General features: G+C 62.9%; 22 protein-coding genes and 1 pseudogene. 9 read left to right on the top strand and 14 right to left on the bottom strand.

The window, feature by feature from the left end:
* The first annotated feature begins 24 nt into the window (after window positions 1-24).
* Window positions 25-1,134: a Gfo/Idh/MocA family protein gene (locus MESCI_RS02495; protein WP_013528369.1), complete on the top strand. Its 1,110-nt coding sequence runs from the start codon at window positions 25-27 to the stop codon at window positions 1,132-1,134.
* Window positions 1,135-1,145: 11 nt separating this feature from the next.
* On the opposite strand, the gene MESCI_RS02490 is transcribed toward MESCI_RS02495, so the two are convergent.
* On the bottom strand, window positions 1,146-1,847 hold the full coding sequence (locus MESCI_RS02490; protein ID WP_013528368.1) for a helix-turn-helix transcriptional regulator: 702 nt from the start codon (window positions 1,845-1,847) through the stop codon (window positions 1,146-1,148).
* Between the two features lie 129 nt (window positions 1,848-1,976).
* Between MESCI_RS02490 and MESCI_RS02485 the strand changes: the two genes are divergently transcribed.
* A complete protein-coding gene (locus tag MESCI_RS02485; RefSeq protein WP_013528367.1) occupies window positions 1,977-2,612 on the top strand; it encodes a LysE family translocator in 636 nt (211 codons plus the stop codon).
* Window positions 2,613-2,645: 33 nt separating this feature from the next.
* Here the strand turns inward: MESCI_RS02485 and MESCI_RS02480 are convergent, their stop codons facing one another.
* From MESCI_RS02480 to MESCI_RS02450, 7 genes are all read right to left on the bottom strand, one after another.
* Window positions 2,646-3,737: a 3-deoxy-7-phosphoheptulonate synthase gene (locus MESCI_RS02480; RefSeq protein ID WP_013528366.1), complete on the bottom strand. Its 1,092-nt coding sequence runs from the start codon at window positions 3,735-3,737 to the stop codon at window positions 2,646-2,648.
* 517 nt (window positions 3,738-4,254) lie between these two features.
* Window positions 4,255-5,049: an SDR family oxidoreductase gene (locus MESCI_RS02475; protein ID WP_013528365.1), complete on the bottom strand. Its 795-nt coding sequence runs from the start codon at window positions 5,047-5,049 to the stop codon at window positions 4,255-4,257.
* A 34-nt stretch (window positions 5,050-5,083) separates the two neighbouring features.
* Window positions 5,084-6,079, bottom strand: coding sequence for an inositol 2-dehydrogenase (iolG, locus tag MESCI_RS02470; RefSeq protein WP_013528364.1), 996 nt, complete (start codon window positions 6,077-6,079; stop codon window positions 5,084-5,086).
* A gap of 111 nt (window positions 6,080-6,190) precedes the next feature.
* Window positions 6,191-6,958, bottom strand: a complete 768-nt coding sequence (locus MESCI_RS02465) for an ATP-binding cassette domain-containing protein (RefSeq protein ID WP_013528363.1) — start codon at window positions 6,956-6,958, stop codon at window positions 6,191-6,193.
* 2 nt (window positions 6,959-6,960) lie between these two features.
* Complete coding sequence (locus MESCI_RS02460) at window positions 6,961-8,037, bottom strand: ABC transporter permease (RefSeq protein WP_013528362.1); 1,077 nt, start codon at window positions 8,035-8,037, stop codon at window positions 6,961-6,963.
* A 114-nt stretch (window positions 8,038-8,151) separates the two neighbouring features.
* Window positions 8,152-9,093 carry a sugar ABC transporter substrate-binding protein gene (locus MESCI_RS02455; RefSeq protein WP_013528361.1) on the bottom strand — a complete coding sequence of 314 codons (942 nt, stop codon included), beginning with the start codon at window positions 9,091-9,093 and terminating at the stop codon, window positions 8,152-8,154.
* A 300-nt stretch (window positions 9,094-9,393) separates the two neighbouring features.
* On the bottom strand, window positions 9,394-10,425 hold the full coding sequence (locus MESCI_RS02450) for a LacI family DNA-binding transcriptional regulator (protein WP_013528360.1): 1,032 nt from the start codon (window positions 10,423-10,425) through the stop codon (window positions 9,394-9,396).
* A 167-nt stretch (window positions 10,426-10,592) separates the two neighbouring features.
* On the opposite strand from MESCI_RS02450, the gene MESCI_RS02445 reads away from it, so the two are divergent.
* The 3 genes from MESCI_RS02445 (at window position 10,593) to MESCI_RS02435 (ending at window position 13,322) form a co-directional block, all read left to right on the top strand.
* Complete coding sequence (locus MESCI_RS02445; protein WP_013528359.1) at window positions 10,593-11,684, top strand: fatty acid desaturase family protein; 1,092 nt, start codon at window positions 10,593-10,595, stop codon at window positions 11,682-11,684.
* Between the two features lie 88 nt (window positions 11,685-11,772).
* Window positions 11,773-12,087, top strand: coding sequence for a Rieske (2Fe-2S) protein (locus MESCI_RS02440; RefSeq protein ID WP_013528358.1), 315 nt, complete (start codon window positions 11,773-11,775; stop codon window positions 12,085-12,087).
* Window positions 12,084-13,322, top strand: coding sequence for an NAD(P)/FAD-dependent oxidoreductase (locus MESCI_RS02435; RefSeq protein WP_164919837.1), 1,239 nt, complete (start codon window positions 12,084-12,086; stop codon window positions 13,320-13,322). The genes MESCI_RS02440 and MESCI_RS02435 overlap by 4 nt, the downstream gene beginning before the upstream one ends.
* 119 nt (window positions 13,323-13,441) lie before the next feature.
* Here MESCI_RS02435 and MESCI_RS02430 read toward each other — a convergent pair.
* The 6 genes and pseudogenes from MESCI_RS02430 to hslV all read right to left on the bottom strand — a co-directional run bounded on the left by MESCI_RS02430 (window position 13,442) and on the right by hslV (window position 18,816).
* Window positions 13,442-14,469 (bottom strand): annotated as a pseudogene (locus tag MESCI_RS02430) (DUF1402 family protein).
* Between the two features lie 168 nt (window positions 14,470-14,637).
* Window positions 14,638-15,948: an ATP-dependent protease ATPase subunit HslU gene (hslU, locus tag MESCI_RS02425; protein WP_013528355.1), complete on the bottom strand. Its 1,311-nt coding sequence runs from the start codon at window positions 15,946-15,948 to the stop codon at window positions 14,638-14,640.
* Between the two features lie 4 nt (window positions 15,949-15,952).
* Entirely contained in the window at window positions 15,953-16,552 is a 600-nt protein-coding gene (locus MESCI_RS02420) for a DUF2585 domain-containing protein (RefSeq protein ID WP_013528354.1), read from the bottom strand.
* Window positions 16,549-17,763 (bottom strand): hypothetical protein, encoded by a 1,215-nt coding sequence (locus MESCI_RS02415; RefSeq protein ID WP_013528353.1) that lies wholly within the window; start codon window positions 17,761-17,763, stop codon window positions 16,549-16,551. The genes MESCI_RS02420 and MESCI_RS02415 overlap by 4 nt, the downstream gene beginning before the upstream one ends.
* Complete coding sequence (locus MESCI_RS02410; RefSeq protein WP_013528352.1) at window positions 17,760-18,275, bottom strand: GNAT family N-acetyltransferase; 516 nt, start codon at window positions 18,273-18,275, stop codon at window positions 17,760-17,762. Before MESCI_RS02410 ends, MESCI_RS02415 begins: the two co-directional genes overlap by 4 nt.
* On the bottom strand, window positions 18,265-18,816 hold the full coding sequence (gene hslV, locus MESCI_RS02405; RefSeq protein WP_013528351.1) for an ATP-dependent protease subunit HslV: 552 nt from the start codon (window positions 18,814-18,816) through the stop codon (window positions 18,265-18,267). Before hslV ends, MESCI_RS02410 begins: the two co-directional genes overlap by 11 nt.
* Window positions 18,817-19,058: 242 nt before the next feature.
* Between hslV and hisB the strand changes: the two genes are divergently transcribed.
* The 4 genes from hisB to MESCI_RS02385 all read left to right on the top strand — a co-directional run bounded on the left by hisB (window position 19,059) and on the right by MESCI_RS02385 (window position 21,190).
* Entirely contained in the window at window positions 19,059-19,658 is a 600-nt protein-coding gene (hisB, locus tag MESCI_RS02400; RefSeq protein WP_013528350.1) for an imidazoleglycerol-phosphate dehydratase HisB, read from the top strand.
* A gap of 4 nt (window positions 19,659-19,662) precedes the next feature.
* Entirely contained in the window at window positions 19,663-20,139 is a 477-nt protein-coding gene (locus MESCI_RS02395; RefSeq protein ID WP_013528349.1) for a DUF2628 domain-containing protein, read from the top strand.
* A gap of 23 nt (window positions 20,140-20,162) precedes the next feature.
* Window positions 20,163-20,813, top strand: coding sequence for an imidazole glycerol phosphate synthase subunit HisH (hisH, locus tag MESCI_RS02390; protein WP_013528348.1), 651 nt, complete (start codon window positions 20,163-20,165; stop codon window positions 20,811-20,813).
* Between the two features lie 86 nt (window positions 20,814-20,899).
* Window positions 20,900-21,190: a DUF1330 domain-containing protein gene (locus tag MESCI_RS02385; RefSeq protein WP_013528347.1), complete on the top strand. Its 291-nt coding sequence runs from the start codon at window positions 20,900-20,902 to the stop codon at window positions 21,188-21,190.
* Window positions 21,191-21,192: the final 2 nt, after the last annotated feature.

Below are 21,192 nucleotides of genomic sequence, written 5' to 3'. Positions count from 1 at the left end.
CTTCAAGCAGTGGAGAAACGGAAAATGGTCGGCGTCGGTCTCATCGGTACGGGTTTCATGGGCAAGTGTCACGCCATCGCATGGAGTGCCGTCAGCGCTGTCTTTCCCGACGTGGCCAAGCCACGGCTGGTCCATCTCGGCGAGGTCAATGAAGAGCTTGCCCGGCGCAAGGCCGGCGAGTTCGGTTTCGCCAAGGCGTCGGGCGACTGGCGCGCCGTCGTCAACGATCCCGAAGTCGACATCGTCTCGCTGACCACGCCCAACCAGTTCCACCCGGAAATGGCCGTCGCCATCCTCGAAGCAGGCAAGCATCTGTGGTGCGAAAAGCCGATGGCGCCGAGCTTTGCCGAGGCCGAGGCGATGGCGGCCGCGGCGAAAAAGTCCGGCAAGGTCGCGGCCCTCGGCTACAACTACATCCAGAGCCCGGCCATCCGCCATATCGGCGCGCTGCTGGAAGAGAAGATCATCGGCGAGGTCAACCATCTGCGCATCGAGATGGACGAGGACTTCATGGCCGACCCCGAAGCGCTGTTCTTCTGGAAGCACGAAGCAGCTTCCGGCTATGGCGCGCTCGACGATTTCGCCGTGCATCCGCTGTCTCTGGTCTCGGCCCTGTTCGGCCGCGTCGCCAGTGTCATCTGCGACATGGCTAAACCCTATGCCGATCGCAAGCTGGCCAGTGGCGGTCGTCGCGCGGTGGAGACCTACGACATCGCCAGCGTGCTGATGCATCTGGAAAACGGCATTGCCGGCACGCTGCTGGTCAACCGCTCGGCCTGGGGCCGCAAGGGCCGCATCGCCGTGCAGATCTTCGGCTCTAAAGGGTCGATCCTGTTCGACCAGGAACGATCGAACGAATTCCAGCTCTATCTCACATCAGACCGGCCGACCGAACAGGGCTACCGCACCATCCTGGTGGCGCCGCACCACAAGCCCTATGACCTCTTCGTGCCGGCGCCGGGCCATGGCCTCGGCTTCAACGATCTCAAGATCATCGAGTGCCACGAATTGCTGACGCGGCTTGAAGGCAAGCCGGCGCGGCTCATCGAGTTTGCCGAAGGGCTGGAGATCGAGCGCACGGTGCACGCGATGGCGCGCTCGTTCGAGGAAAAGCGCTGGGTGGACGTACGGTGATATAAGCCCGCTCAGACGACCGTGGCAGCGACGTTCGTCTCCCATCCATTCACCCAGACCTGCCGCAAGCGGTCGCCGTCGCCCTTGAAGCGTAACCCGGTCGCCTGGCAATCCGCGATCCGGTCGCTGCGGAAATTGCGGATCGCCTGGCGCAGCTCGCACCAGGCGACGATGTTGGCGGTTTCGGCGTAGTAGATCAGCGCGATCGGGCGGATGAGGCGCTCGGAGGCGCGGCCCATTTCGTCTCGATAGGAGAGGTCGAGCTTCTCCTCGTCGCGGATGGCGCGTCGCACCAGCGCAAGGTCGATCGCGCCGGTCGAAGGCGCGGCGAACCCCCACGCATGCAGCGCATTGGCGTCGAATACCTGGCGCAAGGGCGGCGGCACCGCGCCGGCGATCTTGGCGCTGACGCGCTTGGCCGCCTGCTTGAGCTCGCTGTCGCCGGTGCGCTCCAGCAGCGCCAGCGACAGGACGATCGCCTCCATCTCCTCGATCGAGAACATCAGCGGCGGCAGGTCGAAGCCGGGACGCAGGATGTAGCCGATGCCGCGTCCGCCCTCGATCGGAACGCGCATCGCCTGCAGCGCTGCGATGTCGCGATAGATCGAGCGCACCGTCACCTCCAGCCGCTCGGCGATCGTCGCTGCCGTCACCGGCTGCCGCGCCAGCCGCACGATCTGGATGATCTCGAACAGGCGCGACGCCTTGCGCATTTTTTACCCCAGGTTGCGCGCCCAACTGACACACCATCGTCAGTTGGGCTGACCTATAGGAGCGCCTATCGGATTGAAAATCAACAGGTTCCGCTGCGGCTTGGCCGGGCGAGGCGATAGGCAACTGACATGGACTACGCGGCAAACCTCTGGCTTTTCTTTATCCTGCTGTTCGGCATCATCGCCGTTCCGGGCATGGATATGCTCTTCGTGCTTGCCAATGCACTGACCGGCGGACGCGACAGGGGTCTCGCCGCGACCGGCGGCATCATGGTCGGCGGCATGGTGCATACGCTGAACGGCGCCATCGGCGTCGGCCTGCTGATGCATTTCGTGCCGATCCTGTTCAAGCCGCTGCTGCTTGCCGGCGCCGCCTACATGGCCTTCATAGGCATCACGCTGATGCGCAGTTCCATCATCGTCGGTCAGGAGGGGCCTGCCGGCAGCCGTTCCGCATGGAAGGCGTTTCGCCAGGGGTTTGTGACCTGCCTGATCAACCCGAAGGCATACCTGTTCGTGCTTGCCGTCTACCCGCAGTTCCTGAAACCGGACTACGGTCCGATCTGGATGCAGGCGACGGTCATGGGGCTGCTGACCGTGGTGACGCAGGCTGCGATCTATGGCGGGCTGGCGATCACCGCCGGCCGCAGCCGCAACCTTCTGATCGCCAATCCGCGGGCGACCATTTTTGCCGGCCGGGCGGCCGGACTGCTGCTCTTTGCCGTGTCGGTGTTCACGGCATGGGAAGGGTTAAGGGCGGCGTAATCCCGTCACCGCCGCCCACTCCCCTATGTCCTGTCAGGCAGCTCCCTGCCGGTTGTCGATCATGGCGCGGCGTGCCGAGCGGCGCCACTCGACGGCGCCGGCAAGGCCGTGCAGCACGGTCTCGGTGGTCGCCCAGTCGATGCAGCCATCGGTGATGCTCTGGCCATAGACCAGCGGCTTGCCCGGCACCACGTCCTGCCGGCCGGCGACGAGATTGCTCTCGATCATCAGGCCGATGATGCGCTCGTCGCCTGCCGCGACCTGGCCGGCGACATCTGCCGCCACCTTGGGCTGGTTCTCGGGCTTCTTGGCCGAGTTGGCGTGGCTGACGTCGATCATCAGACGGGGCGCAACGCCGATGCGGGCGAGTTCCACAGCGGCGGCTTCGACGCTCGCCGTGTCATAGTTCGGCTGAACGCCGCCGCGCAGGATAACGTGGCAGTCCTCATTGCCCGTGGTCGTGGCGATGCCGCTGCGCCCGCCCTTGGTCACCGCCATGAAATGATGCGGCTGCGCGGCGGATTTCACCGCCTCGGCGGCTATGCGCAGATTGCCGTCGGTGCCGTTCTTGAAGCCGACCGGGCAGGAGAGGCCCGAGGCCAGTTCGCGGTGGATCTGGCTCTCGGTCGTGCGCGCGCCGATCGCGCCCCAGGCGACGAGGTCGGCAATGTATTGCGGGGTGGTCATGTCGAGGAATTCGGTCGCCGCCGGCAGGCCGAGATTGTTGACGGCCGACAGCACATTGCGTGCCATCCGCAGCCCCTTGTCGATGTTGAAGCTGCCGTCGAGGTCGGGATCGTTGATGAGGCCTTTCCAGCCGACCGTCGTGCGCGGCTTTTCGAAATAGACCCGCATCACGATCTCCAGCCGGTCCGACAGGCTCTCGCGCAGCGCCGCCAGACGGCTGGCGTAGTCGACGGCCGCGACCGGATCGTGGATCGAACACGGGCCGACGATGACGAGCAGCCGGTCGTCGGTCCCGTTCAAGATGGCATGGGTTGCGTTGCGCGATGCGCTGACGGTGCGCGTCGCCGTCAAAGTGCGCGGTATCTCCCGCATCACCTCGTCCGGTGTGCTCAGTTCTCGGATTTCCTTGACCCGGAGGTCGTCTGTGGTGGTCAACACGGCTTTCTGCTCCTGTCGAGAGCATGATGCCGAAAAGTGTGAAGCGGTTTTCGGACGACATCATGCTCCTCTTTGATTTAGAGGGAACCTGCCGGCTGAAAACAAAAAAGCCGCCAGGTATGGCGGCTGTTCGGATCTTGTTGCTGCAATCTTCAGATCGAGCGCAATCCTCCCGCCGCCAGCGAGCTCCTAAAGTACCAATATGTGGCGGTCAGGTTGATCATGAGGCTCATATAGTCGATGCGGAGGCACTTGTCACGTGCCCTGATGCGGAGACAATTCGGGATGGCCGAAGCACCCAAACTTCGTCCTCCCTGGGCGGAGCAGGAGCGAAGCTCCGTCGCGGAGACCCTGGGATCCATTCCGTGACTTTGGCCGAATGGTGCAGCGGAGCAGAATTCCGCACCGCAGCAACGCTCAGAAGTCGCGGCATGGATCCTCGGGTCTGCGCTGCGTCGCTACGCTCCTTGCTCCGCCCGTGGATGACGAAGTGATGGGCGTTTGAGACTCGCCGGCGTTACTCCGGTGACGCCCCCGCAATGCTTTGATCGTAGTCGACCAGCGACCCGGTCATGACACCGGACTGCGGGCTGACCATGTAGCTGATCAGACGGGCAAGCTGGTCCGGCTTGACCAACTGGCCCATCGGCTGCGTCGCTTCGGCCTTCGCCAGCCAGTCGTCCGGCGCGTCGTGCCACTTCTTCTGCACGATGTCCTCACCTTCCGTGTCCATCCAGCCGGGCAGCACCGCATTGCAGCGGATGCGGTTGTAGCGATAGGCATTGGCGACGTTCTTGGTCAGCGTCATCAGCGCGCCCTTGCTGGTCGAATAGGGCGTCAGGAACGACTGGCCGGTATGCGCCGACATCGACAGCACGTTGACGATCGAGCCGGGCGCCTTCTTCTCAAGGAGATGCGCCACCACGCCCTGCATCAGGAAGAACGGGCCGCGCACATTGGTATCGAAAATCGTATCGAACAACTCTTCGGAGGTTTCGACCAGCGAACCGCGCGCCGAAGTGGCGGCGGCGTTGACCAGCGCGTTGACGGTGCCGAAATGCGAGATCGCGGTGGCGACCGCGCGCTTGCAGTCCGCCACTTTTGACACATCGGCGCTGATGAAAATGGCATCGACGCCGGCTTTCTTGAAATGGGCGACAGCCTTGTCGCCCTTCTCCTGCGAGCGGCCGATGAGCGCCAGTGCCCGGCAGCCCTCATCGGCCAAGGCCTCGGCGACGGCAAAGCCAATGCCTTGCGCGCCGCCGGTGACGATGGCGCGTGTCTGTGAATTGCGATCGGCTGATGCGCTCATCGCTCTGCTCCTGTGGTTTTTCCTAAGGGTTCTCTTACTTGTCGAGACGGACGGTCTTGCCGGTCGTCGCTGATTTCAGCGCTGCGTCGGCCAGTTTCAGCGCCACCAGTCCGTCCGCGCCGCTCGGCGCGGCCTTCTTGCCTAACGTCGCTGCGGCGATGAAAGCAGCGATCTCATTGGCATAGGCGTCGAGATAGCGGGTCATGAAGAAGTCGTGCAGCGGCGGGCGGGTATAGCCCTTCTCGTTGGCCAGTTCGATCGACACCGGGCGCTGGTTCTCGGCCGCGACCATGCCTTTCGAGCCGTGCACCTCGATGCGCTGGTCGTAGCCATAGGTGGCGCGGCGCGAGTTGGAGATGACGGCCTGCTTGCCGGAAGCGGTTTCGAGGATGACACTGACGCTATCGAAATCGCCGGCATCACCAATCTTCTTGTCGACCAGCACCGAGGCATGGGCGCTGACCGCCACGACCTCTTCGCCGAGCAGGAAGCGCGCCATGTCGAAATCATGGATGGTCATGTCGCGAAAAATGCCGCCAGAACGCTTGATGTAGTCGATCGGCGGCGCGCCGGGATCGCGCGAGGTGATGGTGACCATCTCGACGGTGCCGATGGCGCCGTCGTCGATCGCCTTGCGCACGGCGGCGAAGTGTGGATCGAAGCGCCTGTTGAAGCCGACCATCAGCGTCGCCTTGGTCTTCTCGACCACGGCCAGGCATTTCTCGACGCGCTTGACGTCGAGGTCGATCGGCTTCTCGCAGAAGATCGCCTTGCCGGCCTTGGCGAAGCGCTCGATCAGATCGGCATGGGTGTCGGTCGGCGTGCAGATGATGACGGCGTCGATATCTCCGGCTTTCTCGATGTCCTCGATGCTGCGCACCTCGGCGCCATAGGCGCTGGCCAGTTCGGTGGCCGCCTTCTCGAACGCATCGGCAACCGCAACCAGTTTGGCCTGCGGATTGGAGCCGACGGCACGGGCGTGGACCTTGCCGATGCGGCCGGCACCGAGGAGAGCGAAGCGAACGGTCATGGGTATTTCCTCTGGGGAATGGGTTGGAGAGAGTTGTCCGCACCTTGCTTTTGGGGAAAGGTGGCAAGGCTATTTTTCGAGCGCGCCAGAAAACAGGATGACCATCCTGTTTTAGGCCGCGAGTTCCGCCTCCCCGGTCTTGGCGCCGGTGATGTAGGAGACGATATCGTTTCCGTCGGTGTTCTCCTTGCGCAGATTGGCGACGATGCGGCCGCGCCGGAACACGACGATGCGGTCGCAGAGATCGAACACCTGGCGCATATTGTGGCTGATCAGGATCAGCGGCTCGCCATTGTCTTTCAGCGTACGCACGATGTTTTCGACCTGCGCGGTCTCCTGCACGCCAAGGGCGGCGGTAGGCTCGTCCATGATGATCAGCTTGGAGGCGAAGGTCGCGGTCCGGGCGATCGCCACGCACTGGCGCTGACCGCCCGACATGTGGCGGATGGTGTTGGACAGATTGGGGATCTTCACCGCCGTGCGGACCAATGCCGCCTCGGTCGCCTTGCGCATGTATTTGCGATCGAGGATCGAGAACGGGCCGAGGTTGAACAAAACCTTCTCGCGGCCGAGGAACAGGTTCGACGGCACGTCGAGATCGTCGGCCAGCGCCAGATTCTGGAACACGGTCTCGATGCCCGCCGTGCGGGCCTCGATCGGCCCGGCAAAATTCACTTCCTTGCCGTCGAACCAGATCTGGCCGCTGGTGCGCTGCTCGACGCCGGTGATCTGGCGCACGAAGGTCGATTTGCCGGCGCCGTTGTCGCCCATGATGGCGATATGCTCGCCCTTGCGCAGCTCGAAGTTCGCGCCTTCCAGCGCATGCACGCCGCCATAGCGCTTGGTCAGGTTTTCGGTCTTCAGGACGATGTCTGACATGGTCATGCCCTCATTGCCCGCAGGCGTTGGCGCCACTGGTCGAGAACCACCGCACCGACGATGATCACGCCCTTGACCATCTCCTGGTAGTAGGCGTCGAGGCGCAGGAAGGTGAAGCCGGAGATGATGACGCCGAAGATCAGCGAGCCGATCACCGTGCCGATGATCGAGCCGCGGCCGCCCGACAGCGAGACCCCGCCGATGACCGCCATGGCGATGGCGTCGAGTTCGTACATCACGCCCATGCCGGACTGCGCGGTCAGGTTCTTGGAGCTCAGCACCACGGCGGCGAGCGCGGCGAGAATGCCGGCGATGACGTAGACCAGGATCTTGTGATTGGCGATCTTGATGCCGGACATACGCGCGGCGTCCTCGTTGGAGCCGATCGCGTAACAGTGCTTGCCGTACCTCGTATAGGTCATGATCAGCTGGAACAGGATGGCCAGCGACAGGAAGATGACGACCGGCATCAGGCCTTTGCCGATGCTGGCGAAACTCTCGGTGGGAAACGAGATCGGCTGGCCCTTGGACCACCATTTGGCGATGCCGCGCGCGGTCACCATCATGCCGAGCGTGGCGATGAACGGCGGAATGCGCGTGTAGGCGATCAGCGCGCCATTGACCAGGCCGGCGAAGAGGCCGCAGGCGATCGCCACCAGCAGCGGCACGATGACAGGCAGGTCGGTCCAGCCTTGCGCCAGGAACATCGCCTTGGGATTGGGGTTGCCGTTGACCGTCGCCACCTGGGCGAAGCTCATGGCGATCATGGCGGTCGCGCCGACGATCGAGCCCGAGGACAGGTCGATGCCGCCGGTGATGATGACCTGTGTCACGCCGATGGCGATGATGCCGACGATCGACACCTGCAGGATGATGATCTGCAGGCGCGCTTCGTTGAAGATGCCGCCGACATCGCTGCGTGTGTTGAACAGGAAGCTGTCGCCGAGAAAGATGCGGCCGATCAGTTCGAAGATGACGACGAGAATGACCAGGGCCAGGAAAACATTGAACTCGGCCGGCCATGTGCGCTTCTTCGCATCATAACCGACGCCGCCGACGCCATGAGATGTCTGTGCCACGTATTCTGTCCTCCATCAGCCGCGGTCGCCCTCGCGCCGTGCCGGCGCTGAGGGAGAGAGGGGAGCGGCGCTGTCTTGATCGAGAGCGCCGCTCCGTATCGAACCGCTGGCGGCTCAGTTCTTCTTCAGGAACTTGTCGATGTTGGCTGGTGTCACCAGCTGGAAGGGCACGTAGACCTTGTGCTCGACCTTCTCGCCCTTGGAGAGCTTGAGCGCCGCATCGAGAGCGCCGGCGCCCTGGCCGGCCGCGTCCTGGAACACGGTTACGTCGAGGTCGCCCGCCTGCATGGCCGCCAGCGCGTCCTGGGTGGCATCGACGCCGCCGACGACAACCGCCTTCATGTCGATGTTGCCGGCCTTCATCGCCTGGATGGCGCCGATGGCGCTTTCGTCATTGTTGGCGATGACGCCATCGAACGGCTTGCCGGTCGAAAGCCAGTTGGTCATCAGGTTCTGCGCCTCGTCGCGGTTCCAGTTCGACGTCTGCTTGTCGATGATCTTGATGAAGCTGCAATCCGGCGTCGCGATCACGTCGTCGATGTCCTTGGTGCGCTGCACGGCGGCCTGGTTGGAAAGCTCGCCCATGATCACATAGACATTGGCTTCCTTCTTGCCGGCTTCCTTGAACAGGCGGCAGACTTCCTTGGTCTCGAGCGTGCCGGAATCGGCTTCGTTCGAGGCGACGAAGGCCTGGTTGTCGGGCAGCGTGTCGACATTGACCGGCTCGCGGTTGACATAGACCAGCGGGATCTTGGCTGCGGCGGCGGCATCCGACATCGCCTGCGTGGCCGAAGTGTCGACCGGGTTGACGATGATGGCTTCGACGCCCGAAGCGGCGAAGTTCTTGATCTGGTCAAGCTGCTTGGCAACGTCGTTCTGCGCGTCCTCGACCTGCAGCTCGACGCCGCTCATGCCCTTGGCCTGCTCGATCATGCCGTTGCGCAGCACGGTCAGGAAGTTGTCGTCGAACTTGGCCATCGACACGCCAACCTTGGCGGCCAGGGCGGATGAACTCATCAGCGCCGCGAAGGCGACGCCTAAAATCAATTTCTTCATTGTGTTTCTCCTCCACATATTGGTGTCCGGTTTCACCGATTTATCCGGAATCCCCGATCTCCCCGGGGAATCTCTCCCTGATGTCGTTTCTATTCCGGGTGACGCTTGCCGTTGGCTGGAACGTCAAACCCTCTGTTTGAAACAGATATTCCGGAACGAAAGAACCAAAATATACAGATGATGAAATATTTATTCCATTTCACATCGGGGCGTCAAGGGCGATTCCGCGGCCTGCGGGCCGATTTACGCATCGCTCTGATGGATTCTATCATTTGCCTCGGCGCCTTGCGTGGCGGCTGGCTAGATGTTTTCCGGCAGATAGATGTCGAAGGGCAGAAAGGTCTGGCCCGGAGCGTTGGCGGCGCCGGTTTCGATGGCATGCGCCATCAGGTCGACGAGCTCACGGCATAAAGCGGCGAGCGGGGTCGAGATCACCATGGTGAGGATGTTGTCGGCGAGCGCCGCGCGCGACTCGGCGTTGATCTCGTTGCAGACGACCACCGGCATGGTCGCGGGCTTCGCTGCCCGCAGCGCCGAGACCGCGCCTTCCATGCCACCGCCGGCGACGTAGCAGCCGGCAAGATCCGGATAGCGCGCCAGAAGATCGATCATCGCGTCATGGGTCACCTGGTTGGCTTCCAGATTGACCAGCGTTTCAAGCACGCTGAACTCCGGCGCATGCTCGCGGAAGAAGGAGCGAAAGCCGATCTCGCGCAGCTCATGGCCGTGGAAGCGGTGGCTGCCGACGAAGAGGGCGACCTTGCCGGGCCGCTTGGCTGCCTTGGATATCATCCATGCGGCGGTGCGCCCGACCTTGCGGTTGTCGAGGCCGATATAGCCCTCCCGGATGCCGGCGGCAAAGTCGGACAGCACCGAAAAGACCGGCTGTCCTCTCGCCTTCAAGGTTTCCACGACGGCTGTCAGGGTCGGATGGTCCGGACCGACAACGGCGATGGCCCTCGATTTCGCCGCCAGCCTGCGCATCTGCAAGGCGATCTCGTCGGGAGCCAGGGAGCTGGCGAAATCGATGCTCGCAACGCCGCGGAAGCGCTGCGATTGCGAGATGGCCAGTTCGAGTTCCCGCGCGAAGTCACCGTAGAAGGCATCATTGCCCCGCAGCAGCAGGAAGCCCAGGCGGTACTCCGGCAACTCCTGGCGCATGCGCTGCTTGATAAGGCCGGCGGCGTGGTAGCCGATGTCGGTAGCGGTCTCGTAGACGCGGCGCGCTGTCTCTTCGCGCACCGGCAGCCGGTTGTTCAGCACGCGGTCGACGGTGGCGACACTGACGCCCGAGATGCGCGCCAGATCGGATATTGTCGGCCGCTTCACCATGCTTGCCTCGTCGGGTTTGCTCGAGCCCTTCGTACATCATCCTGATGGGAAATGATAGAAACTATCTTTATGATGTTGAGTCTATCATCGGTCGGCGTTACTTTGACGCCTGAAGCCAAGGGATTTCATGCATTCGCTCTGGCGGATGCCTTTCGAGGGAGGCAATCATGTCCACTGCGCCGTCCCGGCGTGACTACAGCCTGATCGGCCGCGACGCCAAGCTCGCCGTCGAGACCGGCCTGTCGGCGGCCGAGTGGTATCACACCGACATACCGCGCAAGCAGATGAAGGAGCTGATGCAGCGCTCCGACGGGCCGGCGATCCGCGATACGGCGATCTGGTTCGCCGCCCTGATCGTCAGCGGCGCCGGCGGCGCCTGGCTCTGGGGCACATGGTGGTGCGTGCCGTTCTTCTTCGTCTATGGCGTGCTCTACGGCTCCTCGACGGATTCACGCTGGCACGAATGCGGTCACGGCACCGCCTTCCGCACGCAATGGATGAACGATGCGGTCTATCAGATCGCCTGCTTCATGATCATGCGCAATCCGGTGACCTGGCGCTGGAGCCACACGCGCCACCACACCGACACCATCATCGTCGGCCGCGACCCGGAAATCTCGGTGATGCGGCCGCCGGATCTGGTTCGCGCCATGCTGGGCTTCGTCGGCCTGCTCGACGCCTGGCATGCGATGAGCGATATGCTGCGCAACGCCGCCGGCACCGTCAGCGCCGCCGAAAAGACCTTCATTCCAGAACAGGAACAGCCCAAGGCGATCCGCGTCGCCCGCATCTGGACGGCGATCTATGCCGCCACCGTCGGGCTGGCGCTCTACACCGATTCGTTCCTGCCGCTGATGCTGGTCGGCCTGCCCAGGCTCTACGGCGCCTGGCACCATGTCATGGTCGGGCTGCTGCAGCATGGCGGCCTGGCCGACAATGTCACCGACCACAGGCTGAACAGCCGCACCGTCTACATGAACCCGATCAGCCGCTTCATCTACTGGAACATGAACTACCATGTCGAGCATCACATGTTTCCGATGGTGCCCTATCATGCGCTGCCGAGGCTGCACGAACTGATCAAGCACGATCTGCCGGAAGCGACACCGTCGATCCTGGCCGGCTACCGCGAGATGATCCCGGTCTTCCTGCGCCAGCTGCGCAACGAGGACTATTTCCTCAAGCGCGAGCTGCCGCCGACCGCACGGCCATATCGCGAGGAATTCCACAACGACACTATCGCCGCCGCGGCGGAATGATCGTGCTTCCATCCGATCCAGACTGTTTATTTAACGCAATTCCGGACGGAAAACCGCTGCGCACTTTTTTGCTTTTGGGAGGACTTGAATGAGCGACTGGGTCGAGGCCTGCGCCACCGGCGACATAGACGAGGAGGATGTGATGCGCTTCGACCATGGCGGCCGTACCTTCGCCATCTATCGCAGCCCCGACGACGAGTTCTTCGCCACCGACGGCCTTTGTACGCATGAAAAGGTGCACCTGGCCGACGGGCTGGTGATGGATGACATCATCGAATGCCCCAAGCACAATGGGCGCTTCAACTACAAGACGGGTGACGCCCGCGGCGCCCCGGTCTGCATCAATCTCAAGACCTATCCGGTCAAGGTCGATGCCGGCAAAGTCCTGATCCAGATCGGATGACTGACATGGCGGGGGGGATGCTCATCATCGGCGCCGGCGAATGCGGCGGGCGGGCGGCATTGGCGCTGCGCGACCTCGATTATCAGGGGCCGGTGACGCTGGTCGGCGACGAGCCGCATCTGCCCTATGAGCGCCCGCCTCTGTCCAAGGAGGCGATGGCCAGCGATGCGCCCGAGATCAAGGCGATCGCCAGCGACGCAATTCTGGCCGAGAAATCGATCCGGCATGTCCATTCCGTCCAGGCCGTCGCGATCGACCGCGCGGCGCATACTGTGCGCCTGTCGGACGGATCGGTCCTGCCTTACGACAAGCTCCTGCTGGCAACCGGTTCGACGCCGCGCAAGCTGCCGATGCCGGGCCTGGGCCCGCGCTGCGTCTATCTCAGAACCTTCGCTGATGCGCTCGCCATTCGCGCGCATCTCACCCCCGGCAACCGTATCGCCATCATCGGCGGCGGCTTTATCGGCCTCGAACTCGCCGCCGCGGCCCGCAAGCTCGGTGCCGCGGTTACCGTCATCGAGGCGCAGCCTCGCATCCTGATGCGCGGCGTGCCGGCGGCGATCGCGGAAATCATCCATGAGGCGCATGTCGCCGAGGGTGTCGACGTCCTGTGCGGCGACGGCATCGCGTCCATCGCCGACGATGGCAACGAGGTGCGCACCACACTTGCCGGCGGCCGGGAGATATCAGCCGACCTCGCGATCATCGGCATCGGCGCCGTGCCGGTGACCGGGCTTGCGGCCGAAGCGGGGCTGACGATCGACAATGGCATTGCAGTCGATGCCGAGCTGCGCAGCAGCGATCCCGACATCTTTGTCGCCGGCGATTGCTGCTCGTTTCCGCTCGCCGTCTATGGCGGCCGCCGGGTGCGGCTGGAAGCCTGGCGCAACGCCCAGGAACAGGGCGCGCTGGCGGCCAGGAACATGCTCGGCGCCGGCGAGGCGCATGCGGCGGTGCCGTGGTTCTGGTCGGATCAATATGGTCTGTCCCTGCAGATCGCCGGGCTCTCCGACGAGGGCAAAAACATTGTGCGCCGCGATCTCGGCGACGGCGCCTTCATCCTCTTCCATTTGGCTGAAGACGGCAGGCTGGTCGCGGCGAGCGGCATCGGCCCCGGCAACGCGGTCGCCCGCGACATCAGGCTGGCCGAAATGCTGATCGCCAAGCGGGCCAAGCCGGCGCCGGAAGCGCTGGGCTCGCAGGACGTGAAGCTGAAGTCGTTGTTGGCGGCCTGAGCTTACGCTCCCCCTTTTTTGGGGTCGCTGCGCAGCTGCGGGATGGGAGTGCGGCACCGCCCCCAACCTTCGGTCCGACCTGCCCTACAAGGGGGAGGTAAAGGCTCTGAACCCCAGCCCTAAAACAGCGCCTTCAGCTCCGGCAGTTTGTCGTTCACCAGCCAACCATAATAATTCTCTTCCGGCAGCTTTTCGGGCTCACCGGCGGCGCGGCGCCTGTCGTTCTCCGCCTTCAACGCATAAGCGCGCTGCTCCGGATTGCCGACATTGTAGAGCGTGGCGGTCAGCCCAGGATTGCCCGAAATGTCGAAGCCGGCAATGCTTTTATAGGCATCGATCGATTTCCTGATCGTCGCGGCGACGTAGGGCAGCGTCAGGTCGGGATCCATGATGGTCTTGTAGACCGAATTGGGATCGCCGACGTCGAGCTTGGGCAGGCCCGAAACCTTGTGCACCAGATCGCTCATCTGCAGGGCGGTCAGCGGATTGAGCTGGCCGAGGCCGAAGGTCTGGCCGGCATAATAAGGCTGGAAGAAGGTGGCGCCGAAGCGGTCGTCGGGAAAGCTTGTGCCGCCGACCGACTTGCCGCGAAACGAACGGTTCCACACCTGTTCGCGGCATTCCCACAGATCGTAGCTGTCGGACATCCCCGCGCATTTCTTGAATTCCGGCCGCTGGACGAAATCGGTGATGTCCTCGCCGTCATAGGCGAAGGACAGCTTGCTGGAGAGATAGGAGATCGCCTTGACATAGTAGGTCTGCAGCCGGTCATAAGCATCGACATTGTAGGTGTGCTCGCCGACGATGGCGCCGACAATGTGCAAGGGGCTGATGCCGTAGGCGGCCGCCGCCTTCCTGATCTTGGCGCGCAGATCGGCGTCGTTCTGCAGCAGGGCATAGACCTTGCGGTACTTCGCCTGGAAGCTGGTGTTGGTGGCCTGGGTGCGGCGGCTGGAGGCGCCGGGTATGTCGGGCTGCACGGCATTGCGGTTGCCCGCCGGCACCAAAGCCGCCGCGTCAGCCGCGAACAGCGTCGCCGCCAGCGTCAAGCTGAGAATGATTGGCCCGAGAATGATCAGGATCAGTTTTTTCATGCCGCCGCCCAAGCAATTCCAGGAAAAGAGTGAAACGGTTTTCCGTCCGGAATTGCGCCTAGAGAATTGCCGCGCAAACTAGGGAGTGCTCCCGGTTGAGTCGAGAGCGCCCCTGCAGCCGGCAAGACGAAAGGTGGCCGCATGATACCATCCGGCCACACATGATGCTGTTTGCCGGAAGTTGTTGCCTGAACCGGCGCCGGATGAACCGGCGCCTTCGTTTAAAGAATGAATCGCGACAAATCTGTGTTTCGCGAGAGGTCGCCGACATGCTTTTCGACATAGGCGGCGTCGATAGTGACGCTCGTTCCGTTGCGGTCGGGCGCATCGTAGGAGATTTCGTCCAGCACCCGCTCCATCACCGTCTGCAGGCGCCTGGCGCCTATGTTCTCGACGCTGGCGTTGAGATCGACGGCGATGCCGGCGAGCGAATCGATGGCGTCGTCGGTGAAGGTCAACTCGACGCCCTCGGTCTTCATCAACGCGATATACTGCTTGATCAGGCTGGCCTCGGTCTCGGTCAGGATGCGCACGAAATCGTCCTTCTCCAGCGCCCGCAGTTCGACGCGGATCGGCAGGCGGCCCTGTAATTCCGGCAACAGGTCGGACGGCTTCGAGACGTGGAAGGCGCCGGAGGCGATGAACAGGATGTGATCCGTCTTCAACGGTCCGTATTTGGTCGCCACCGTGGTGCCTTCGACCAGCGGCAGCAGGTCGCGCTGCACGCCTTCGCGCGAGGGCCCGCCGGAAATGTCCGATCTCGCCGCGATCTTGTCGATCTCGTCGAGGAAGACGATGCCGTCGTTTTCCGCGGCATCGAGCGCCCGGCGCACCACCTCGTCCTGATCGAGCAGCTTGTCGGACTCGTCATTGACCAGCAGGTCGTAGGACTCCTTCACCGTCGTCTTGCGCATCTTGGTTTTCTTGCCGCCCATCGCCTTCGACAGCATGTCGTTGATGTTCAGCACGCCGATATTGGCGCCCGGCATGCCGGGGATTTCAAATCCGGGCATGCCGCCGCTGCCGGTGTCGGCAACCTCGACCTCGATTTCCTTGTCGTCGAGCTCGCCGTCGCGCAGCTTCTTGCGGAAACTGTCGCGGGTGGCCGGGCTCGCCGTCTTGCCGACCAGTGCTTCCAGCACACGTTCCTCGGCGTTGACGTGGGCGCGCGCCTTGACGTCCTCACGCATCTTCTCGCGCACCAGGCCGATGGCGATCTCGACCAGGTCGCGGATGATCTGCTCGACATCGCGGCCGACATAGCCGACTTCGGTGAACTTGGTCGCCTCGACCTTGACGAAGGGCGCACCGGCCAGCCGCGCCAGGCGGCGCGAGATTTCCGTCTTGCCGACGCCGGTCGGCCCGATCATCAGGATGTTCTTGGGCATCACCTCTTCGCGCATCTGGCCTTCCAGCTGCTGGCGGCGCCAGCGGTTGCGCAAGGCAATGGCCACGGCGCGCTTGGCGTCCTTCTGGCCGATGATGAAGCGGTCGAGTTCCGAAACGATTTCGCGGGGAGAAAATGTGCTCATATCACTAAATTCCACTTTGCCACTGCTTGATGGCCTCGAACGGATGCAGCAGCATGATCACGTTGAGTGTCAGATTGTCCCGGATGAGGTAGCCGGTGCCGAGTTCGAAGATGATGGCGAGGCTGACGATCACCCATATAGGTAGCCTTCGCGCCATCACAAATCCCAGCACCATGGCCAGTGTGTCCGACACCGAATTGATGATGCTGTCGCCATAGTAATCGAGCGAAATGGTGCCGGCGCGGTAGCGGTCGATGATGAACGGGCTGTTTTCCAGCAGCTCCCAGCCGCCCTCGATGAAGACGGCGAACGCCAGCCTCAGGCCGATCGGCGAACGCGGGAACAGGAACCGCGCCAGCGCATAGAACAGGAAGCCGTGGATGATGTGCGAGAAGGTGTACCAGTCCGAAATGTGCTGGGAATTCTCCGAACTGTTCACCACGCCATGCCAGAGCTTGACGTAGCCGCAGGTGCAGATCGGCGTCCGCCCCATGCCGTAGAGCGCCCCGGCCTGGAAGATGACCAGGGCAAGCACCAGCAGAAGCCCCATCCGCCAGCTGTCTTCGTAGGCCGAATAGCTGTTTTCCGTGGCCGGTGTCGTCATCGGTTCATTCCCCCTCGTTTCGCGTCGCCGTCTCGATCATCACAAAGCCCTGTCACGCCTTCAGCGGCGGCAGCCGGCGGATCACGGCCGCCGGCAAGGTGGGGTTGACCACAATCCGCCGGATACGCTGCCAGCCGGCCCCGAACAGAATAATCAGCGCGCCAACAACGACCAGGATCAAGGCAAAAGGCGGGATGCCCGTCGAATCGGAGGCGGAATTCACCAGATAATAGATGCCCAGCGAGCCGAAGTAAGCCAATGTAGGAACCAGAAGCGAACGGCGGTCTATGGCCAGCGCGACAGAGGAAGCCAAGGATCAGAATCGTCAGCATGATGGTTGCATTGGCATCCGGCGCGATATGTCCGAATACGACGTTTTGGCCGGTTGCCATGATAAAGAGCGGATGCACCAGCATCGGCGCCGAGACGACATGGAGCCAGAAAGCGCAATCGGACCAGATCTTGCGTCGATCCCTGTCGTAAATGTCAAAAGCGACACCCGTTGCGAACACGATCAGGCCGCAGATCAGCGGCATGTAAAGGGCCGCGCGAAGCAATTCGGGAACGTCCTCGAGGCGCGGCGGCGCAATCGCGCCGGTTGTCACACTGTCATACAGGATTATCGCCGTTTGCAGGAAGGCAAGCAGTGTGAAGGCGATGGCGATGGTCCCGGCAATGATGGGGACGCGAAAGCGCCAGAAATAGATCGCCGCCGCGATTATTCCTCCGCCCAGGAACAGATATCCGGCCCGGGACGCCGTCTGGCGCAACGCCAATAGCTGCCAGATGGTTTCCGGCTTGCGTATGCCGAAGCTGGCCTCCACTTGCAGCGCCAGAGCGGCCAGAATGGCGGCCATGAAAATCAGGGCAAGCACGGACGACGATAGCTTCATCCGGTGCTGACGCGTGACGATTTCGGCGAGCCCCCAGGCGAAAACCGCAAGGATGCCGGCGATCCAGAATGTCTGGCCTGGAAGCAAGGTGGTGAGGACAAAGAAGAAGCCGGCGCTGAGCAGAACGGTTCCCACGGTGACGAACAGATCGTTGCCGCCGCCGACCAGCCGCAGGTTTTCCTCGTCACTCTCATCATCGGCGCGCCTGGCCTCGGGGGCGAGAGCGACCGCGCGTTCCATGGCCTCCAACTGATCGCGCAAGGTCTGCGAGATCAAACCTTTCGCGACTGCCTTGTCGAGGGTTTCGGCGCTGATCAATTGGGCTCCTGCGTCGCGTCGCGCGCCATCATCAGGGCTGGCCCGTACTCCGATGTTCTGGTGTCAAAGGCAACAAAGCCGGCCTTTTCGTAGGCGCGGATCGCCCTGACATTGGCGGGATCCGGGTCGATGATGACGCGCGGAACACCTTCCTCGAAAAGCTGTTCGACAAATTGGCGCACGATCGCCGAGCCATGGCCACGCCCGACCAGCTCCGGCACGCCGATCGACACGTCGATGCCGAGCGTGCCGAACGGCTGGTCGGCGTAGGGGTGGTCGTCTTCCAGATGCGGATCGTAGCTATGCAGATAGGCGATCGGCTTGCCGTCGAGCTCGACGATCAGCGGCTCGACGGAAATCGAGTCGATATGATCGCTAATCCCGGCGATTTCCGTCTCCGGATCGTCCCACCACTCTGCAACATGCGGCTGGGCAAGCCAGCCGGCGATCATCGGCAGGTCTTTCTCCGTCACCGGCCGAAAATCATAGGTCACCACCTCTTCAGGCGGCATCGAGCGTTTCGACGACGAAATTGTTGTTGGTGTAGACGCAGATGTCGGATGCGATCTGCATCGCCTTGCGCGCGATCTCCTCGGCATCCTTGTCGCTGTCCATCAGCGCGCGGGCCGCGGCCAGCGCGTAATTGCCGCCCGAACCGATGGCCATGACGCCGAATTCGGGCTCGAGCACGTCGCCGGTGCCGGTCAGCGCCAGCGAGACTGACTTGTCTGCCACCAGCATCATCGCTTCCAGCCGGCGCAGATAGCGGTCGGTGCGCCAGTCCTTGGCGAGCTCGACGCAGGCGCGCGTCAGCTGGTCGGGATATTGTTCGAGCTTGGCCTCGAGCCGCTCCAAAAGCGTGAAGGCGTCGGCGGTGGCGCCGGCGAAACCGGCAATCACATTGCCGCCCTTGCCGATGCGGCGCACCTTCTTGGCGTTGCCCTTCATGATGGTCTGGCCAAGGCTGACCTGGCCGTCGCCGGCGATCACCACCTTGTTGCCCTTGCGCACCGTCACGATGGTCGTGGCGTGCATGGTCAGTTCATTGGACATTTCTTGGGCTCCGAGCAGCGCCATCCCGATAAGGCGATTGGCGCGGTACGAGTAACTTTGATCGGCCATATGTATGCATGGGGCCGGTGATTGCAAATCGCTCTCTGGCAAGGCCGATACCGCTGCCAGAGGCAACTGGCAATCGCCGGATCATGCTGCTAGAAGGCTTTCGTTTTCAAGCCTGCGAGCGCTTGAAGCCTCTGAGCCGGTCACGATGTGAACCTCTGGACAAGGATAGAGTGATGCCGCCCCGTTCCGCCGAAGCGAGCCGCAAGACCAAGGAAACCGACATCTCCGTGTCGATCCATGTCGACGGTTCCGGCAAGTCGGATATCGCTACGGGCGTCGGCTTCTTCGACCATATGCTGGACCAGCTGTCGCGCCATTCCCTGATCGACATGACGGTCAGGGCCAAGGGCGACCTGCATATCGACGATCACCACACGGTCGAGGACACCGGCATCGCGCTCGGCCAGGCCTTGACCAAGGCGCTCGGCGAGCGGCGCGGCATCATACGCTATGCCTCGATCGACCTTGCCATGGACGAGACGCTGACGCGCGCCGCGATCGATGTGTCCGGCCGTCCCTTCCTGGTCTGGAACGTTTCCTTCTCGTCGCCGAAGATCGGCACCTTCGACACCGAACTGGTGCGCGAGTTCTTCCAGGCGCTGGCGCAAAATGCCGGCATTACGCTGCATGTCACCAACCACTATGGCGCCAACAACCATCACATCGCCGAGACCTGCTTCAAGGCGGTGGCGCGCGCGCTGCGCGCTGCTCTCGAACGCGATCCGCGCCAGCCGGATGCGGTTCCCTCCACCAAGGGATCGTTGAAGGGATAAGGCCATGGCCACCTACGTCGTGATGGAACCGCCAGGCCGCAGCGAAAAGGCTGATGCGACGGCCTTTGTCCGCGATGGCTTCACCTGGCTGGGCCTCCTGGTGCCGCCGCTATGGTTCGCCTGGCATCGGCTGTGGATCGAAGCAGCACTTACCTTCGTCGTCATGGGCCTGCTTTCGATGCTGGGCCAGAAGCTCGGCCTTGGTGTGGCCGGGTCGCTGCTGTCGTTGTTGGTTTCGCTCTATGTCGGCCTGGAAGGGCAAGGCCTGCGCATCGCGGCACTTCGCCGGCGTGGTTGGCACGAGTGGGGCACGGTCGAAGCCGGTTGGCTCGACGATGCCGACACACGCTATGCGCTGGAGGCGGAAGCGCTTGCCGATGAGGTTGTGCCGGCGCCGCGCATGGTCCCCGATGCTGCCCTCGCGCGGCCAGCGCTGCCGGGCATTGCGCTGGGGCTGACCCACATACCGGGAAGAAACTGACATGATTCCGGGAAGAAGCTGAGATGCGGGTTGCGATCATCGACTACGGCTCGGGCAATCTGCGCTCGGCCACCAAGGCTTTCGAGCGCGCCGCGCGCGAAGCCGGCATCGCGGCGCAGATCGACCTGACGGCCGATGCCGAGCGGGTGCGCACGGCCGATCGCATCGTCCTGCCCGGCGTCGGCGCCTATGCCGATTGCGCGGCCGGCCTGCAGGCCGTCGAAGGCATGTGGGAAGCCGTCGAAGATATCGCGATCGTCAAGGGCCGGCCTTTCCTCGGCATCTGCGTCGGCATGCAACTGATGTCGCGGCGCGGCCTTGAAAAGACAATTACCGAGGGCTTCGGCTGGATATCGGGCGACGTCAAGGAGATCATGCCTTCCGATCCGGCGCTGAAGATCCCGCAGATCGGCTGGAACACGATCGAACTCAAACGCCAGCATCCACTGTTTGCCGGCATTCCCACCGGGACCAACGGGCTGCACGCCTATTTCGTGCACTCCTACCACCTCGATGCGCGCAAGCCGGACGAAGTGCTGGCGGTCGCCGATTATGGCGGCCCGGTGACGGCGGCCGTCGCCCGCGACAATCTCGTCGGCACGCAATTCCACCCGGAAAAGAGCCAGGCGCTGGGCCTCGCCCTGATCACCAATTTCCTGCGCTGGAGGCCCTAGAGCATGATCCCGAAAAGTGGACCCCGGTTTTCTCGGACAAACGGTCCCGTTTGTCCCGAGATCATGCTCAAGCAAAGGGGAAACCGATGAGCAAGAAGGGCTACTGGATGGCGATGGTCGAGGTGACCGATCCGGAAAACTATCCGCTATACATTGCCGCCAACAAAGCGGCTTTCGACAAATATGGCGCAAAATTCCTGACCCGCGGCGGTCAGTCGTCGAGCCCGGAAGGGTCGTCGGGCAATCGCCATGTCATCATCGAGTTCGAGAGCTACGCGGTCGCACTCGCCTGCTTCCATTCGCCCGAATACCAGGCGGCGCTGAAGTTCCGACGTCTCTATTCGACATCGCATTTCGCCATTGTGGAAGGCGCCTGAAC

The sequence above is a fragment of the Mesorhizobium ciceri biovar biserrulae WSM1271 genome (genome assembly GCF_000185905.1).
GTDB lineage: Bacteria > Pseudomonadota > Alphaproteobacteria > Rhizobiales > Rhizobiaceae > Mesorhizobium > Mesorhizobium ciceri.
Note: the sequence above shows the minus strand (reverse complement) of the source record. Positions and strands in the feature narration are given on the sequence as shown.

Bases quoted from the DNA above. Each gene is read 5' to 3' on its own strand.
- MESCI_RS02495 (WP_013528369.1), top strand. From the start codon at position 25: ATGGTCGGCGTCGGTCTCATCGGTACGGGTTTCATGGGCAAGTGTCAC.
- MESCI_RS02490 (WP_013528368.1), bottom strand. From the start codon at position 1,847: ATGCGCAAGGCGTCGCGCCTGTTCGAGATCATCCAGATCGTGCGGCTG.
- MESCI_RS02485 (WP_013528367.1), top strand. From the start codon at position 1,977: ATGGACTACGCGGCAAACCTCTGGCTTTTCTTTATCCTGCTGTTCGGC.
- MESCI_RS02475 (WP_013528365.1), bottom strand. From the start codon at position 5,049: ATGAGCGCATCAGCCGATCGCAATTCACAGACACGCGCCATCGTCACC.
- iolG (WP_013528364.1), bottom strand. From the start codon at position 6,079: ATGACCGTTCGCTTCGCTCTCCTCGGTGCCGGCCGCATCGGCAAGGTC.
- MESCI_RS02465 (WP_013528363.1), bottom strand. From the start codon at position 6,958: ATGTCAGACATCGTCCTGAAGACCGAAAACCTGACCAAGCGCTATGGC.
- MESCI_RS02455 (WP_013528361.1), bottom strand. From the start codon at position 9,093: ATGAAGAAATTGATTTTAGGCGTCGCCTTCGCGGCGCTGATGAGTTCA.
- MESCI_RS02450 (WP_013528360.1), bottom strand. From the start codon at position 10,425: ATGGTGAAGCGGCCGACAATATCCGATCTGGCGCGCATCTCGGGCGTC.
- MESCI_RS02445 (WP_013528359.1), top strand. From the start codon at position 10,593: ATGTCCACTGCGCCGTCCCGGCGTGACTACAGCCTGATCGGCCGCGAC.
- MESCI_RS02440 (WP_013528358.1), top strand. From the start codon at position 11,773: ATGAGCGACTGGGTCGAGGCCTGCGCCACCGGCGACATAGACGAGGAG.
- MESCI_RS02435 (WP_164919837.1), top strand. From the start codon at position 12,084: ATGACTGACATGGCGGGGGGGATGCTCATCATCGGCGCCGGCGAATGC.
- hslU (WP_013528355.1), bottom strand. From the start codon at position 15,948: ATGAGCACATTTTCTCCCCGCGAAATCGTTTCGGAACTCGACCGCTTC.
- MESCI_RS02420 (WP_013528354.1), bottom strand. From the start codon at position 16,552: ATGACGACACCGGCCACGGAAAACAGCTATTCGGCCTACGAAGACAGC.
- MESCI_RS02410 (WP_013528352.1), bottom strand. From the start codon at position 18,275: ATGCCGCCTGAAGAGGTGGTGACCTATGATTTTCGGCCGGTGACGGAG.
- hslV (WP_013528351.1), bottom strand. From the start codon at position 18,816: ATGTCCAATGAACTGACCATGCACGCCACGACCATCGTGACGGTGCGC.
- hisB (WP_013528350.1), top strand. From the start codon at position 19,059: ATGCCGCCCCGTTCCGCCGAAGCGAGCCGCAAGACCAAGGAAACCGAC.
- MESCI_RS02395 (WP_013528349.1), top strand. From the start codon at position 19,663: ATGGCCACCTACGTCGTGATGGAACCGCCAGGCCGCAGCGAAAAGGCT.
- hisH (WP_013528348.1), top strand. From the start codon at position 20,163: ATGCGGGTTGCGATCATCGACTACGGCTCGGGCAATCTGCGCTCGGCC.
- MESCI_RS02385 (WP_013528347.1), top strand. From the start codon at position 20,900: ATGAGCAAGAAGGGCTACTGGATGGCGATGGTCGAGGTGACCGATCCG.